The 15,658-nt window shown below is 60.2% G+C and carries 13 protein-coding genes and 1 tRNA gene; 8 read left to right on the plus strand and 6 right to left on the minus strand.

The window, feature by feature from the left end; all coding sequences use genetic code 11:
• The first annotated feature begins 116 nt into the window (after positions 1 to 116).
• Both H6851_00195 and H6851_00200 read left to right on the plus strand, forming a co-directional pair.
• Entirely contained in the window at positions 117 to 2,144 is a 2,028-nt protein-coding gene (locus tag H6851_00195) for a hypothetical protein (GenBank protein ID MCB9942030.1), read from the plus strand.
• A gap of 163 nt (positions 2,145 to 2,307) precedes the next feature.
• Complete coding sequence (locus H6851_00200) at positions 2,308 to 4,296, plus strand: hypothetical protein (protein ID MCB9942031.1); 1,989 nt, start codon at positions 2,308 to 2,310, stop codon at positions 4,294 to 4,296.
• 45 nt (positions 4,297 to 4,341) lie between these two features.
• On the opposite strand, the gene puuE is transcribed toward H6851_00200, so the two are convergent.
• Positions 4,342 to 5,250 carry an allantoinase PuuE gene (gene puuE / locus H6851_00205; GenBank protein ID MCB9942032.1) on the minus strand — a complete coding sequence of 303 codons (909 nt, stop codon included), beginning with the start codon at positions 5,248 to 5,250 and terminating at the stop codon, positions 4,342 to 4,344.
• A complete protein-coding gene (locus H6851_00210) occupies positions 5,247 to 6,311 on the minus strand; it encodes a membrane dipeptidase (protein ID MCB9942033.1) in 1,065 nt (354 codons plus the stop codon). The genes puuE and H6851_00210 overlap by 4 nt, the downstream gene beginning before the upstream one ends.
• 178 nt (positions 6,312 to 6,489) lie before the next feature.
• Here H6851_00210 and H6851_00215 point away from each other — a divergent pair, with 178 nt between their 5' ends.
• Entirely contained in the window at positions 6,490 to 6,978 is a 489-nt protein-coding gene (locus H6851_00215) for a DUF3592 domain-containing protein (GenBank protein ID MCB9942034.1), read from the plus strand.
• 337 nt (positions 6,979 to 7,315) lie between these two features.
• On the opposite strand, the gene H6851_00220 is transcribed toward H6851_00215, so the two are convergent.
• The 3 genes from H6851_00220 to H6851_00230 form a co-directional block, all read right to left on the minus strand.
• Positions 7,316 to 7,852, minus strand: coding sequence for a hypothetical protein (locus H6851_00220; GenBank protein MCB9942035.1), 537 nt, complete (start codon positions 7,850 to 7,852; stop codon positions 7,316 to 7,318).
• Between the two features lie 21 nt (positions 7,853 to 7,873).
• Entirely contained in the window at positions 7,874 to 8,245 is a 372-nt protein-coding gene (locus H6851_00225) for a hypothetical protein (protein MCB9942036.1), read from the minus strand.
• A gap of 233 nt (positions 8,246 to 8,478) precedes the next feature.
• Positions 8,479 to 8,568: transfer RNA gene (locus H6851_00230), tRNA-Ser, on the minus strand.
• A 136-nt stretch (positions 8,569 to 8,704) separates the two neighbouring features.
• On the opposite strand from H6851_00230, the gene gatC reads away from it, so the two are divergent.
• The 4 genes from gatC (at position 8,705) to H6851_00250 (ending at position 12,384) form a co-directional block, all read left to right on the plus strand.
• Complete coding sequence (gatC, locus tag H6851_00235; protein ID MCB9942037.1) at positions 8,705 to 8,992, plus strand: Asp-tRNA(Asn)/Glu-tRNA(Gln) amidotransferase subunit GatC; 288 nt, start codon at positions 8,705 to 8,707, stop codon at positions 8,990 to 8,992.
• Positions 8,992 to 10,467, plus strand: a complete 1,476-nt coding sequence (gene gatA, locus H6851_00240; GenBank protein MCB9942038.1) for an Asp-tRNA(Asn)/Glu-tRNA(Gln) amidotransferase subunit GatA — start codon at positions 8,992 to 8,994, stop codon at positions 10,465 to 10,467. Before gatC ends, gatA begins: the two co-directional genes overlap by 1 nt.
• Positions 10,451 to 11,932: an Asp-tRNA(Asn)/Glu-tRNA(Gln) amidotransferase subunit GatB gene (gatB, locus tag H6851_00245; GenBank protein ID MCB9942039.1), complete on the plus strand. Its 1,482-nt coding sequence runs from the start codon at positions 10,451 to 10,453 to the stop codon at positions 11,930 to 11,932. The genes gatA and gatB overlap by 17 nt, the downstream gene beginning before the upstream one ends.
• Positions 11,933 to 12,039: 107 nt before the next feature.
• Positions 12,040 to 12,384 carry a hypothetical protein gene (locus H6851_00250; protein MCB9942040.1) on the plus strand — a complete coding sequence of 115 codons (345 nt, stop codon included), beginning with the start codon at positions 12,040 to 12,042 and terminating at the stop codon, positions 12,382 to 12,384.
• Positions 12,385 to 12,399: 15 nt separating this feature from the next.
• Here H6851_00250 and H6851_00255 read toward each other — a convergent pair whose 3' ends face one another.
• Positions 12,400 to 13,338, minus strand: a complete 939-nt coding sequence (locus H6851_00255; GenBank protein MCB9942041.1) for a helix-turn-helix domain-containing protein — start codon at positions 13,336 to 13,338, stop codon at positions 12,400 to 12,402.
• Positions 13,339 to 13,542: 204 nt separating this feature from the next.
• On the opposite strand from H6851_00255, the gene H6851_00260 reads away from it, so the two are divergent.
• Complete coding sequence (locus H6851_00260) at positions 13,543 to 15,627, plus strand: ABC transporter substrate-binding protein (GenBank protein MCB9942042.1); 2,085 nt, start codon at positions 13,543 to 13,545, stop codon at positions 15,625 to 15,627.
• The last annotated feature ends 31 nt before the right edge of the window (positions 15,628 to 15,658 follow it).

Below are 15,658 nucleotides of genomic sequence, written 5' to 3' on the forward strand. Positions count from 1 at the left end.
GTTTATCCGAAAATGCGACATATGGGAGGGGCAATCCGGATTGGGGGTTGCCCCTCTTCGTTTCTGCACAATAATGTCATCATTGATTGTCCTGCCGTTCTTCGGGGAGAGAAACGATGACATTGCCCTATTCCGGAATGTTCGACGAAGAGGCTTCACGCCTGGCCCTCGCATCGACGAACACCCCTCTCGTCGTCACGACCGTCGATGATATCGTCGATGCGTCCGACGGCGTGCTGAGCCTGCGCGAGGCGGTAACGCTGGCCAACGAGACGCAAGGACTCGATACCATTACGTTCTCCGATGACGTCATGGGCCGTACCGTTCATTTGACAGAAAGTGAAGGCAATCATAGCGATGGCATACGCATAACGGACGATATAATAATCAATGGCGGCGAGCCCGGGACAACTATTCAAACAGATTTCGGAGACTTAATAGACTCTAGTTTAATCCTTATTTTTGATGGTGTGGATGCCTACACACAAAATCTGAATTTGACGAATGATAATTCTTCCAGAGGTGCCTCAGCCATCTCTTCGAGAGATTCGAATGTCGTGATGGAGCATTCCGATATCAATGTTCACAACCAGTACTCATCTGGCATCAGTGTATTCGGAGGAAAATTTACCCTGATCGATAGTATCGTCGATGCCTCAGGCGACAGTCCTACTGGCATCGGGGTATCCGGAGGAAAATTTACCCTGATCGACAGCATCGTCGATACCTCAGGCGAGGGTCCTGGTAGTATACGGACCTTCAATGATGCTGTATTTCACATTATTGACAGTGAAATTTCTGGCTTCACACCCTATTCGGGAGCATATCCCATTGGTGGTAGCGGTTCGATGTTCATAACCGGCTCGACGATCGATGCATTCGGCAGTTACCGTTCCCTAGGAATAGAGTTTTCAGGACAACTGGAAATATCGAACTCTACCATCCTTTCCGTGTCGAAAGATAGCACCGGTAACGGTGATCCCGGGGACCGGGCAATCCGGCTGTATGGTGGAGAGGGCGTGCTCGATCACGTGACAATCCTTGGCCCCGACGAACCGGTTTACAATGTTCCCGGAGAGGGATGGGACTTCATCGCCCTTGAAACTCTCGGTGACGCAAGACTCACCCTTCAGAACAGCATTATTGCAGGGAAATACGATACCTCGACAGGTAAAGGCGATATCACCGATGGTGGCGGGAATGTGCTCAGCGACCGGGACGGGGTGAGCTTTTACGACGTGTTCGCGACCGGTGAGCTCGCGGACAATGGCGGGCCGACTCCAACATTGGCGTTGCTGGACGATCCCTCCAATCCGGCCATCGGTGCGGCCATACCGTCCGGTGGCGACGAGGTCGACCAGCGGGGATTCACCCGCGATGCGGCTCCCGACGCCGGCGCGTTCGAGGCCGGGGCCGGTACGCCGCCTCTCATCCCCCTGCCCGAGTTGCACGAGAAGGTTGCTGTCGCCGAAGACGATATCAACGGCATAGTCAATTCGAGCTTCATCATCGGCAAGGACGGCGATGCCGTCATCACCTTTCTGGACGAGTATGCCGGCTACCAGAACACGCTCGGCGTCTATCTCGTCGGCACGCGTAGCACCATCAGCGATGTCCGGATCGTCTTCGACCGCATCGAGCACGCACAGGCCTCCGACGAGGCGTCGGCATCGGCCCGCCCCGGCGGCGGCCCGCTCGACACCGGCGACAGCGTGGCGCTGAGCGAGTTGTACGACGAGGGCGAGCTGCACGAGGGCACGCAATTCGGCTTGTTCCTGATCTCCGACGGCGCATCGCGCAACGATGCCTCGGTGTTCCACAGCGGACACCTGGAGTTTCGCGATGGCGACGATGCGGCGACCATGTCATCCTATTATAGGCCGCCGGAACTCGTGCACGTCGCCGACGATGGCAGCGAGACGACGGTCGCGGGGCCGATCATGCATGTGGGCCAAGCTGGTACCACCCGCTATGGCAACGGGCTCAACCCGGACCGCGGGGTCCAGACCATCTCCGGCCTGTATGACCCGGAGAACAGACTCCTCGCCATCGAGGACAAGCCGGTCGCCCAGTCGGACGCCGACTTCAACGACCTCATCATCTCCGTCGACCTGGCTCCCGATAGCGGCACGCTGATCGCATAGGCGAACGGGCAGTCCGGCGGCGCTGCAAGGCCGGCGGAAGTCTCCCGGTTTATCCGAAAATGCGACATATGGGAGGGGCAATCCAGATTGGGGGTTGTCCCTCTTCGTTTCTGCATAATAATGTCATCATTGATTGTCCTGCCGTTCTTCGGGGAGAGAAACGATGACATTGCCCTATTCCGGAATGTTCGACGAAGAGGCTTCACGCCTGGCCCTCGCATCGACGAACACCCCCCTCGTCGTCACGACCGTCGATGATATCGTCGATGCGTCCGACGGCGTGCTGAGCCTGCGCGAGGCGGTAACGCTGGCCAACGAGACGCAAGGTCTCGATTCCATCACCTTCTCGGACGATATCGCCGGCGAGACCGTTACACTGCGATACATCGGAGATCCCTCCAATGCCCAGGTCGACCGTCTCACGATAACCGACGATATCGCCGTTTTCGGCGGGTCCGCACAGACCGAGACAACCTCCATCAATGGCGCGTTGTTCATGACCTCCGATGTAGGCATCGCCCATTTCGAGGACCTGGGAATTTCCGACAGAATCAGCATGTATTCTTCCGATCCGTTCATAAGCCGCGCCGCCCATAGCGAATTGGAAAATGTCTCGATAAGCGGAGGAGGCCAGATCGGTGGCAGCGCGATCTGGGGCGGATACGGCAGCCTCTCGATCAAGAACAGTGTCATCAGTTGGGGCGGAGAATATACCACCGGTATCAGTAGCGACGGACCCGTCGAGATCATCGACAGTACTATTTCCGCAAGCGGAACCTCCTACACAGAACTCCTGGATTCCAGCATGCATTTCGGGGGGGACCTGTTCATTTCCGGTTCGGCCCTGGATATGATTAACCTCTATGATATGATCGGCATGACCGTCGATGCGGACCTCGTGATTGAGAATTCCACGCTGCTCGCTCCAGGAGACCTTCCAGCCATCGTGCTGACCAATGCCGGCGAAGCCGTGCTTGACCATGTAACAATAGCCGGCATGTCTATTCCCAGCTTTTATTTTCCTGAACGGGGAGCCATGCTGATCACCGAGGAATCGTCACTCACCCTGAAGAACAGCCTCGTCACCGGCAGTTACGCTGATTACCCCACAACGGTAGACAGGATCAATTCTTACGATGATAGCAGGACATTCATTGAGGGCGGAGGCACGTTCATCGATGGCGGCGGCAATGTGCTCAGCGACCGGGATGGTGTTACAAACGCAGACGTTTACGTAAACCTGAGAGGCCCTTGGGGATTTCCCACACTGAAAGACTATGGCGGGCCGACGCCGACACTGGCATTGCTGGACGATCCCTCCAACCCGGCCATCGGTGCGGCCATACCATCGGGCGGCGACGAGGTGGACCAGCGGGGATTCACCCGCGATGCGGCTCCCGACGCCGGCGCGTTCGAGGCCGGGGCCGGTACGCCGCCTCTCATCCCCCTGCCCGAGTTGCACGAGAAGGTTGCCGTCGCCGAAGACGATATCAACGGCATAGTCAATTCGAACTTCATCATCGGCAAGGACGGCGATGCCGTCATCACCTTTCTGGACGAGTATGCCGGCTACCAGAACACGCTCGGCGTCTATCTCGTCGGCACGCGTAGCACCATCAGCGATGTCCGGATCGTCTTCGACCGCATCGAGCACGCACAGGCCTCCGACGAGGCGTCGGCATCGGCCCGCCCCGGCGGCGGCCCGCTCGACACCGGCGACAGCGTGGCGCTGAGCGAGTTGTACGACGAGGGCGAGCTGCACGAGGGCACGCAATTCGGCCTGTTCCTGATCTCCGACGGCGCATCGCGCAACGATGCCTCGGTGTTCCACAGCGGACACCTGGAGTTTCGCGATGGCGACGATGCGGCGACCATGTCATCCTATAGGCCGCCGGAACTCGTGCACGTCGCCGACGATGGCAGCGAGACGACGGTCGCGGGGCCGATCATGCATGTGGGCCAAGCTGGTACCACCCGCTATGGCAACGGGCTCAACCCGGACCGCGGGGTCCAGACCATCTCCGGCCTGTATGACCCGGAGAACAGACTCCTCGCCATCGAGGACAAGCCAGTCGCCCAGTCGGACGCCGACTTCAACGACCTCATCATCTCCGTCGACCTGGCTCCCGATAGCGGCACGCTGATCGCATAGGCGAGCGGGGCTTCCGACGTCCGGACAACTCCTCCCGCCCCGGCCTCAAACGGCGGGGGCGGGAAAATGCTCCCGCCAGAGGCGGGCGATGTCGATGCGCCGGGCGAACCATACACCCTCGTGCGACTGCGCATGGTCGATGAAGCGTTCCAGCGCCCTGAGCCGGCCGGGGCGGCCGACGAGGCGGCAGTGCAGTCCCACAGACATCATCCGCGGCGCCTGCGCCCCTTCCTCGTAGAGGACATCGAAGCTGTCGCGCAGATAGGCGAAGAACTGGTCGCCGGAATTGAAGCCCTGCGGCGTGGCGAAACGCATGTCGTTGGCATCGAGCGTGTAGGGAACGATCAGCTCGTGCCGATCCCCGACCTTCTCCCAGTAGGGAAGGTCATCGGCATAGGAATCCGCGTCATAGAGAAAGCCTCCATGCTCGCTGACCAGGCGGCGGGTGTTGGGGCTGACGCGGCCGGTATACCAGCCCAGCGGGCGGGTTCCGGCGACCCCGGTGAGGATCTCCACCGCCTCGGCGACATGGCGGCGCTCGGTCTCCTCGCCGACATACTGGTAGTCGATCCAGCGCAGGCCGTGGCTGGCGATCTCGTGCCCGGCATCGACCATTGCCCGGATGACGTCCGGGTTCCGGGCGGCAGCCATGGCCACCGCGTAGCAGGTCATGGGCACGCCCTTTTTCTCCAGCAGGCGGAGAATGCGCCACACACCGGCCCGCGAACCGTATTCGTAGAGCGATTCCATGGCGATGTTGCGCACGCCCATGAGCGGCGATGCCCCGACCATCTCGGAGAGGAACGCCTCGCTGTGGGCGTCGCCGTGGAGGATGCAGTTCTCCCCGCCCTCCTCGTAGTTCAGCACGAGCTGCACGGCTATTCGCGCATCGCCCGGCCATGGCGCGCGGGGTGGGGTACGGCCGTAGCCGACGAGATCGCGGGGATAGGTCATGTGGATGTGTGGCTCCTTGCCGTCGTTGTGCCCATGGCATCCTCGCGATGGCCGGCACCCCAGACGGACCGGGCCAGTTCGAGCATGTTCAGGCCCATGATCCGCCGCCGGTCGCTGTCGCCGTAGCCGCGCCGGTCGAGCCCTTCGAGGATTTCGGGGATCTGCTCGGGCCGGGCACAGCGCACGCCCTGCAACCCTCCCGCACCATAGCCGAAGGCCGATGGCCACCAGTAGCCCCGGTCGACCCCGAAGGGAAAGTCGTCGAAACCGGCGCCCGGATAGGAATAGTCCAGCCCCAGCCCGACGTGAAGCGGCCCGATGCGGTCGGCAAGGTAGTCGATGCAGTCGAGAATGGCCGGCGTCCCGGCGGCAACGTCGGTGAGGAAGCGGCCGATGCCGTTGACGCAGACGACCCCGCCGCGGGCGGCACAGGCATCGATCTGCTCGTCCGTGACGTTGCGCCTGTCATCTCGGATCGCCCGGGGATTGGCATGGCTGAAGAAGGCCGGCGAGGAGGAGCATTCGATGATGTCGAGGCTGGAACGATGGCCGGTATGCGAGCAGTCCATGAGCATTCCCGCCTCGTTGACCGCACGCACGACCTGCCGCCCGAGCGCGGACAACGGCACGTCCTCGTCGTAGCAGCCGCCACAGGCATTGTTGTTGCGGTTGTAGGCAAGGTGGATCTGGCGCACGCCCAGGTCGTGGAACATCCGTACCATGTCGGGACGGTCCAGGAGCGGCATCGCCCCTTCGATGTCGAGCCCCACCGCCAGCCGTCCCGTCCGGCGGGCATTCTCGACATCGCCCGTGCCACGGGCGAGCACATAGCGGTCGGGCATCGCCGCGATCTGCCGCCGCCAGCTCGCGATCAGCGGCAGGATCTGCTCGACCGGGTTCATGTCCATGCCGACATTGACCGAGACGAAGCCGGTACCGGCCAGCCGGTGGCGTTCGAGCATGCCGATGTCCACCGCCGGGTCGAGCGGCAGGCAGGAATGCGCGTCCCATATCAGGACGGGTCCATGGCCCGCCTCGTCGCCACTCGCAACATCATCCATCGGGAATCATCTCCAGCAGGTTCGGGCACAGAGTAGCAGCCCGGCAACCGCCTGACGACTGTTGCGGAACCGGCCGCGACGAAAGGCGAGCAGCCGGCCGTCAGCCTTTCGTTAGCGGTTTGATGCGAAACTCGCTGCCGCGACCGACCCGCAAGCCCATTCCATCGGAGTGAAGCCGTTGTCCGTGTCATCCGCCTCCCGTTCCAGCCTCTCCACCGGCCACATCCTGATCGGCCTGCTGCTGCTGGTCGTCCGGAGTCTGATCGCCCGCCCGCGTACCTCCCTGGTCTCTGCCGGGCTGATCGGCTTCGGCCTCACCGGTCTGTGGCAGGAACTCGACAGGACGATGCACTGGAAGCAAACGCATGGCATGGTGCTGGCAGCGATCGACAACCGGACGAACAACCCGTTCCGCAACATGATCGTCCGCTACACCGATGCCCAGGGCGACAGCCACGACATCCTCGACGGTGCCGCCGCCGCCTATCTCGATCAGGGCCCCGAGGCGGCCCGCAACGTCCCGGTGATGTACGATCCCGCGATGCCCCGCATCGCCCGTGTGGCGACATCGTTCCAGTGGTGGGAATCGGCCCGCTATATCCTGCTGGGCCTTCTCCTGCTCGCCTTCGTCGTCATCATCCCGCAATTCGCCCGCCGCATGCGCTAGTGGATTGATCGAGGCAAACAGATCAGGCCGTGTGACAAGTCGGTTTTCAAGATTCCGTTGTCGGGTAGAAGGCGGCATGATTGCGCATGGGCGGGTCGAGGATTATGTTGGCGAAAACAACCCCGTGTGGTTCATCGACGCCTTTGTCGACAGGCTTGATCTGGATGCTGCGGGTTTCACGCAGGCGAGGCCGAAGGCGACGGGGTGACATCGCCGTCCTCATCGACCTGTCCGTTCCTCATCCGTGCACCCTCGTTGCGGCGTGGATGCGGACTATCGCATAGGTTGAACCAAGAGACCATGGGCTCACTGCCCACATCGGGGACAAAACAACTGATCAGTGTTTTTCGCCATCCACTGCCGGATCGGCCCCCATCCGCTCGACCAGGAGCGTACCCGCACGCTTCACAGGGCAATAGTCCCACCAATCCCATTCCTCATCCTCACCCATGCCCTTTTCGCGCCTTGCATCTGCAACCGCTTCGATCAGAGGGTTGGGTGGATTTATTGGTGTTATATCCGGGCCGGCACTAGTCCCATTCCAAAGATTATGAATTAACTTTCCCTCCAGGTTATTTAAATATTCTGCTCTATCTGGGAAATAAAAATTACCTTCATCCACTGTTTGATATCTTGTTACATATAATTTACCATCTTCTTCCCAGATTTTAAAATTTTCAAATCTCATCCAATAAATAATACCTTTTCGATATTCTGGTCTTAGCGGGCCTTTGAGAAACTTATCTTCCCCGTTTTCCCAACAGAACGGCTGATATTCCATCTTGTTATACGGTGATCGCACAAAAACCTCGAAGGCGAGAACCGCCACCACAAGGGCAGCGAAAACAATGATCTTCTTGCGATGACGGTTCATAGCCCGTTTATTTTTCCAGTCTCAATAGATCTTACCCCATTTCGACTTCAACAGCCGCAGGGAACCTCCTGACTGGTATTCCAGTTCCGCCTCGACGTCCTGTCGCCTGTCGAACTGCATGGCAAAAGGCGCGGCTTCCGGATTTCCTGTTCGTGCCTGCTCGGCCTCCAGGATCCGGGCTTCATGGGCTCCCGGCTGTGCGCCATGGAAATCGAACATGTTGTCGCCATCTTTGGTATCGAAACCGTTCGTCACGGTTCCGTCGATATATAGCATATATCCCTCCCGGCGTGCACTGAAATTGCCTTTGGAGTGAATTTCTCCACGTCCGAAGGCCAGATATGCGAGTTGGTCCCGGTTCTTCACTGTTCGACGATGCAGCGCCATTTCCATGATTGGCGCGATAGCGGTCTTTTCTTTTGCGTCGGATCCGTTTCGTCCTCGCGATGGAAGGACGCAAGCGCCATATCGTCACCGATACGATCGGACCGAGAGTTCATGCGGTGGCACATAGATCGATCCATTGGTATCTTGAGGCGACTCGTCCAACCGTTCGGCTATGTGCGGCAAACGACGGAAAATGGCTATTGGATGCGGCAACCGGCGTTCCCGGTTTTGTTCCGAAGTGGCGGAAGCGGTGGGATTCGAACCCACGATACGGTTGCCCGTATGCCAGTTTTCAAGACTGGTGCCTTCAACCACTCGGCCACGCTTCCCGGTGCAGGGCGGGTCCTATCTGCCAGTTTGTGGTGAGCTTGGCCAGATCGAAGAAAGGGATATGCGGCAGGTTGCATCACGCGGGGGCTGGCTGTAGCTTCCGCGCGGGTTTTCGTGCTTCCGGAGCTCCTCCTCATGTCACTCGACCAGGCCACCGTCTCGCGGATTGCGCGACTTGCACGCATTTCCGTACCCAGGGAGGACGAGCCTTCGCTCGCAGCCGAACTGTCGCAGATATTCAACTGGATCGAACAGCTCGGCGAGGTGGACACTGACGATGTCGAGCCGTTGCGGTCGGTGATGGAACTCCATCGCGAATGGCGGGCGGACGTCGTGAACGACGGCGACAGGGCCGGTGATGTGGTGGCCAACGCGCCCGCCGTCCATGACGACTGTTTCGTGGTGCCGAAGGTAATCGAGTGATGAAGGAACTTCTCGAACTGTCGATGACCGAAGCACGGTCGAAACTGGCCCGTCGCGAGATCAGCTCCGTGGAACTGACGCAAGCACACGTGGATGCCGTGGCCGGTGCCCGGGACCTCAATGCGTTCATTCTTGAAACGCCGGACAGGGCGCTGGAAATGGCCAGGGCCAGCGATGTTCGGATCGCCGCCAACGAGGCCGGGTTGATGGAGGGCCTGCCGGTTGCGATCAAGGATCTTTTCTGCACGAGTGGCATCGTATCGACGGCAGCCTCGCATATCCTCGATGGCTTCGTGCCGACCTACGAGAGCCGTGTAACAGCCAATCTCTGGAAGGCCGGGGCGGTTTGCCTCGGCAAGACCAATCTCGATGAGTTCGCCATGGGCTCGTCCAACATGACATCCCATCATGGCAGAGTGAAGAATCCGTGGACCCGCAAGGGCGACAATGCCGATCTGGTACCGGGTGGCAGTTCGGGCGGATCGGCGGCAGCGGTGGCAGCGCGGATCGCCCTTGCAGCTACGGGAACCGATACAGGCGGATCCATTCGCCAACCTGCGTCATTCACCGGCATCGTCGGATTGAAGCCCACCTATGGCCGCTGCTCTCGCTGGGGTATCATCGCCTTCGCCAGTTCGCTCGACCAGGCCGGGCCGATGACGCGCACGGTGGCGGATGCAGCCCTGATGCTGCAGGCCATGGCGGGTTTCGATGCGAACGACATGACCTCCGCAAACCTTCCCGTCCCCGACTGGCCGGCAACCCTGAAAGGCGATGTCCGCGGGCGCCGGATCGGCATCCCCAGAGAATATCGCGTCGACGGCCTGCCTGCCGACATCGAGAGACTGTGGCAGCGGGGCAGTGAGCAGCTTCGGGACGCGGGGGCGGAAATCGTCGAGATCGGCCTGCCGCATACGAAATATGCCCTCCCCACCTATTACATCATCGCTCCGGCGGAAGCGTCTTCGAATCTCGCACGCTATGACGGAATGCGCTTTGGCCTGCGGGTCGAGGGAGAGGACCTGACAGACACCTACATGCGCAGCCGGGCGCAGGGCTTCGGCACCGAGGTCAAGCGGCGCATCCTGATCGGCACCTATGTCCTGTCGGCAGGATATTACGATGCCTACTATGTCAAGGCGCAGAAGGTCCGGCGAAGAATCGTCGAGGATTTCAGCAAGGCCTTCGAGACCGTCGATGCCATCCTGACACCGACAGCTCCCTCGGCACCCTTCCGGGCAGGCGAAATGATGGACGACCCCGTGGCCATGTACCTCAATGACGTGTTCACGGTCCCCTCTTCCCTGGCCGGACTGCCGGCGATCTCGGTGCCGGCGGGGCTGGATGGCGAAGGACTGCCGCTCGGATTGCAGGTGATAGGCCGGCCGTTCGACGAGCAGACCGTGCTCGATGTCGGCGCTGCCCTCGAACGGGCAGCCAGCTTCGATGTCCGACCTTATGGACTTGGAGAATGACCCCATGAGCTATCGCATCGAAGGTGCCACCGGCAGCTGGGAGATCGTTTGCGGGCTTGAGGTCCATGCCCAGGTGGCCACGGAATCCAAGCTCTTTTCCGGCGCCTCCACAGCGTTCGGTGGCGCCCCCAACTCCCATGTGGCCATGCTCGACGCGGGCATGCCGGGCATGTTGCCGGTGGTCAACGAGCGGGCCGTTGAAATGGCTGTGATGACCGGGCTCGGCCTGAATGCAAAGATCAACAACCTGTCGATCTTCGAGCGCAAGAACTATTTCTATCCGGATCTGCCGCTTGGCTACCAGATCAGCCAGTACCAGGCACCCATTGTCGGAGAGGGTGTACTGACAATCGACATGGAGGATGGCAGCAATCGCCCCATTCGCATCACCCGGTTGCACCTGGAAGCCGATGCCGGCAAGTCGATACACGACCGCTTGCCCAACGAAACATTGATCGACCTCAACCGCTGCGGCGTGGCCCTGATGGAAATCGTGAGCGAGCCTGACATCCGCTCGCCCGAAGAGGCAGCAGCCTACATGCGCAAGCTGCGGTCGATCCTGCGCTATCTGGGCACATGCGATGGCGACATGGAAAAGGGCAATCTGCGATGCGATGCCAATGTTTCCGTTCGCCGCGCCGGGTCCGATGAGCTGGGCACACGTTGCGAAATCAAGAATCTCAATTCCATGCGTTTCGTTGCCCGTGCGATCGAACATGAGGCACGCCGTCAGGTCGAGCTGATCGAAGGTGGCGGCCATGTCGTGCAGGAAACCCGCCTCTATGATTCCGACAAGGGCGAAACCCGGTCGATGCGTGGCAAGGAAGAGGCCCACGACTACCGCTACTTTCCCGACCCGGACCTCCTGCCCATCGTGCTCGGGGACGATCTCGTCAAGCGGCTGAAGGCTTCCCTGCCGGAGCTGCCGGACCAGAAAAAGGAACGCTTCGTCCGTGACCATGGCCTGTCGGCCTACGACGCCGACGTGCTGACCGGGGAACGGGCCACCGCCGAATATTTCGAGGTGCTGTCCGCGGGACGCGATGCCAAGCAGGCCGCCAACTGGGTCATCAACGATCTTTATGGCGCGCTGGGCCGCATGGGCCTGTCCATCGAGCAGAGCCCCGTTTCGGCCGACCGGCTGGGCAGGCTTCTCGACCTCATCGGCGATGGCACGATTTCGGGGAAGATCGCCAAGGACATCTTTGCGTCAATGTTTGACGATGACCGTGAGCCATTGGCCATCGTCGAGGCTAGGGGTTTGCGGCAGGTCTCCGATGCCGGTTCGATCGAACCCATTGTCGATGCGGTCATTGCCGCCCATCCGGAACAGGTGACAGCCCTGCAGAAAAATCCCAAGGCCATCGGCTGGCTGATCGGACAGGTGATGAAGCAAAGCCAGGGCAAGGCCAACCCGAAGATGGTGGGTGACCTGCTCAAGGTGAAATTGGAACTCGACGGGTAGACGTTCCGAAATGCCATCACTGCCCGCCGGCAGGTCACCCCGCACCGATGATCAAACCTGTTGCCTGCCCTCCCGGCCGGCAGCCGACCCCACGAAAGTCCGATAGCATGGCTCCACGCGCCAATCCCAAGAAGCTCAATGCGTTGCAACTGAAGACCCTGACCATCCTGCAATATCTGACAAGATTTGAGGGCTGGTCCCACCCGGCCGACGAGAATGGCGATGTCACGCTCAAGGGCCTGCCATCAGCGCATGGCAATCATTTCCATGTGGGGGATGCCGTCGTCGCGACGCGGGACACCAGCGGCCTGTTCAATGCGGCGGTCTACACCGTCCTTGAAAAGAGGGGGCTTGTCCGTCCGTCGGGAAACGGGCTGCCGGTGGTGACACGAGAAGGTATCGAATACGAGACCGGTATCGCCGACCAGATTCTCCATACATCGGACCATTGACACGGGTTCGAGGGACTATGCCCTCCATTCCTGTTCATTGATGCCTGAAAGTGTATCGGAGTTTCTGTAACTTTGACGCAAGCGGTTGGGCGGGGTTCCATACGCCATGGTGAAATGCCTGTAGAACTGCGTCATTGAATTGAAGCCGCACTGGGTCGCGATCGTCGTGATCGCGACATTGCTTTCGAGCAGCATCGCGCGAGCGCGCAGGAGACGCATGCGGATGATGAATTTCTTCAGTGGAAGCCTCATGGTGCGGGTAAAGAGGGCCTGGGCATAATTGGCATGAAGACCGGTACTCCGGGTGACGTCCGCACTGGTCATGTTTTCGCCAAGATTTTCGAGCACGAAGCGGATCATGGCCACAACGTGCCGGACGTGGGTCGAGGCGAGGTCGCCCTCTGCGTCACCATTCTCCCATGGCTGCCGTACAAAGGTGAATGGCTGGATTGAGAGACGACGGAACAGGGCGTTGAGCTCCATCTTGACGATTTCGCTGCGCTCGACATCGCGGCTGCGATAGTCGCGGTACCATCGCTCGACATGCTGACGATTACAGAGATCTGCGGGAGCCGCAACGATGCCGCCCGACAGCAACGCCACCTGGAGACGGGCGATGTGTGGCATGATCAGGAACGAGTCGAGAGGCAGGTAGAGATTGCAGAGTTCCGGTACCGGGCCATCGCGATCATCCGCAGCCTCTATGGCCGCGAGCTGATGGGGGATGCCGGCCCAGAAGAAAACCGGTTGGCCGGCAGGTACGCGAATTTTCTCTCCATCGAACTGATAGACCAGATCGGATGTCGTGGAGAGGTTGCCTTCGATATGACCATGCCAATGCGGCCCATCCATGGTGACCGGGGCAAAGATTCGCATTCCGAACCGACCGAAGGCACGATTGGCAGCGTAGAAGCGGCGGTCGTGCCGCACGGTGCTCGTCAACGGACCACTCATGCGGAGACCTTCCTCCATCATATCTTGAAAACCCGGAAAGATTAGTCCCAATCCCGCATTGCTGCCAAGATCGTTATGGCGCAATCTGTAGATCAGTGGTTTCGTGCAGGAAGGGGCGACATTTTACCGGATCGGCAACAATGTGGTCGTCCGGTGGATTTCGTGGCCGGTGCATCGCAAATCACACCAATAAAGGGAGGTATGATGCGCAAGACCTGGACAGGTGCCATTACCGCTGCACTTCTGGCGAGCGTTTCGGCATCCGCCTTGCGGGCAGAGATGGTCGAGCCGACAATTGCGCCGGATCCACCGAAATTCTCGGCGCAGGGAAAAGTGGATTTCGTCAAGCGATCGGACATCCTCGGATATCAGGCGCTGGATTCCTACAGCGAACCGGACTGGGTAACCGAGAAGTTCGTCAAGACGGGCAAGCTGCCGCCCGTGGCAGAACGCCTGCCCAGGGAACCGATGGTCTACAGGACCGGCAACATGCCCGACGGTGTCGGCGAATATGGCGACGTCATGCGTCATGTCATTGGCGGGCGGCCCGAAGGCTGGAACTATATCGCCGGCCAGAGCCAGGGATGGGGCGGCATCGACATCGGCATGTCGGAGTGCCTCACGCGCACGGGCCCGCTGTTCCAGGTCGAGGCGGACGATCTGGAGCCTTTGCCCAATCTCGCCAGGGGCTGGGACTGGAGCGAGGACGGCAAGAGCCTGACCATGCACCTCATCGAAAACGCGAAGTGGTCGGATGGCGATCCGTTCGATGCCGACGATGTGATGTTCTACTGGGACGACAATGTTCTCGATCCTGAGATTACACCGCTCAACGGAGCGACACCCGGCACTTTCGGTGAAGGCACCACGCTGGAGAAAGTCGACGAATATACGATAAAATGGCACTTCGCCCGCGCCTTCCCCAAGGAAGTGCTGTTCGACATGGCCTACGGCAATTTCTGTCCCGGCCCGTCACATCTCCTCAAGCCGCAACATCCGCGCTATTCTGACAATACTTATGAACAATATCGCAATGCATTTCCTCCTGAATACATGAACTTTCCGGTAATGGGAGCATGGGTTCCGGTGGAATACCGCCCCGACGATATCATCGTCCTCAGACGGAATCCCTATTACTGGAAGGTCGATGAGGAAGGGCATCAGCTTCCCTATCTCGACGAGATCCATTACCGCCTGTCGACATGGGCCGATCGGGATGTTCAGGCCGTGGCCGGTACCGGCGATTTCTCCAACCTGGAACAACCCGAAAGCTTCGTCGAGGCGCTCAAGCGCTCGGCGCAGCCCGATGCTCCCGCCCGGCTCGGATTTGGCCCGCGCATCATCGGATATACGCTCTTCCCCAATCTGGCCGGCAACGGCACGGGCGAGCCGGATGAACGCGAACAGGCCGTGCGCGACCTCAATCGCAACCTCGATTTCCGCATGGCCGTGAGCTACGGACTCGACCGCGAGCGTCTCGGCCAGTCGCTGGTCAAGGGACCGTTCACGGCAATATACCCGGGCGGCATCTACGGCGGCACGTCGTTCTACGACCAGGCGTCGACGGTCTACTATCCCTACTCCATCGAGACCGCGAAGATGCATCTCGAAAAGGCGGGGCTGGTCGACACCGATGGCGATGGCTTCGTCAACTTTCCTCAAGGCACGGCGAACGGTTACAATGTCGAGGTCACGCTGCTGGCCACCAACGACTACGCCACCGACCTGAGCCTGATGGAAGGTGTGATCGCCATGATGGAGCAGATCGGGTTGCGGGTCATCGCCCGGCCATTGTCCAACAACGACCGCGAGGCCGCACGCCTGTCCGGTCGCTACGACTGGCAGATATGGCGCAATCGTTCCGAACTCATCACGGTCGTCCAGAACACGCCGGAGCTTGCACCCGTCGGTCCGCGCACCACGCCCACGCATCTGGCCAATGCCAACGATGAACTGGACCTGCTGCCGTTCGAGCAGGAGATGGTGGACAAGGTGAATGCGTTCGTTGCCAGCAACGATCCGGATGAGCGCAAGGAGCTGATGAAGGCCTATCAGAAGCTCTACACGGAAAACCTGTTCGGCATCGGCCTGACCCAGTATCCGGGTGCTCTCATCATCAACAAGCGCTTTTCCAACATACCGCCCGGAGCGCCGATATTCATGTACAACTGGGCAGAGGACAACATCATCCGCGAGCGGGTGTATGTCGCCTCGGACAGGCAACAGGATTACCAGTTGCATCCCGAGACCCTGCCCGGGGCACCAGGCGGCGAAGGCCCGGTCGAGTAGTCGGCGACAGAACGGCCCGGCGGTACGCACC

This window comes from Geminicoccaceae bacterium (assembly GCA_020638465.1).
GTDB lineage: Bacteria > Pseudomonadota > Alphaproteobacteria > Geminicoccales > Geminicoccaceae > JAGREO01.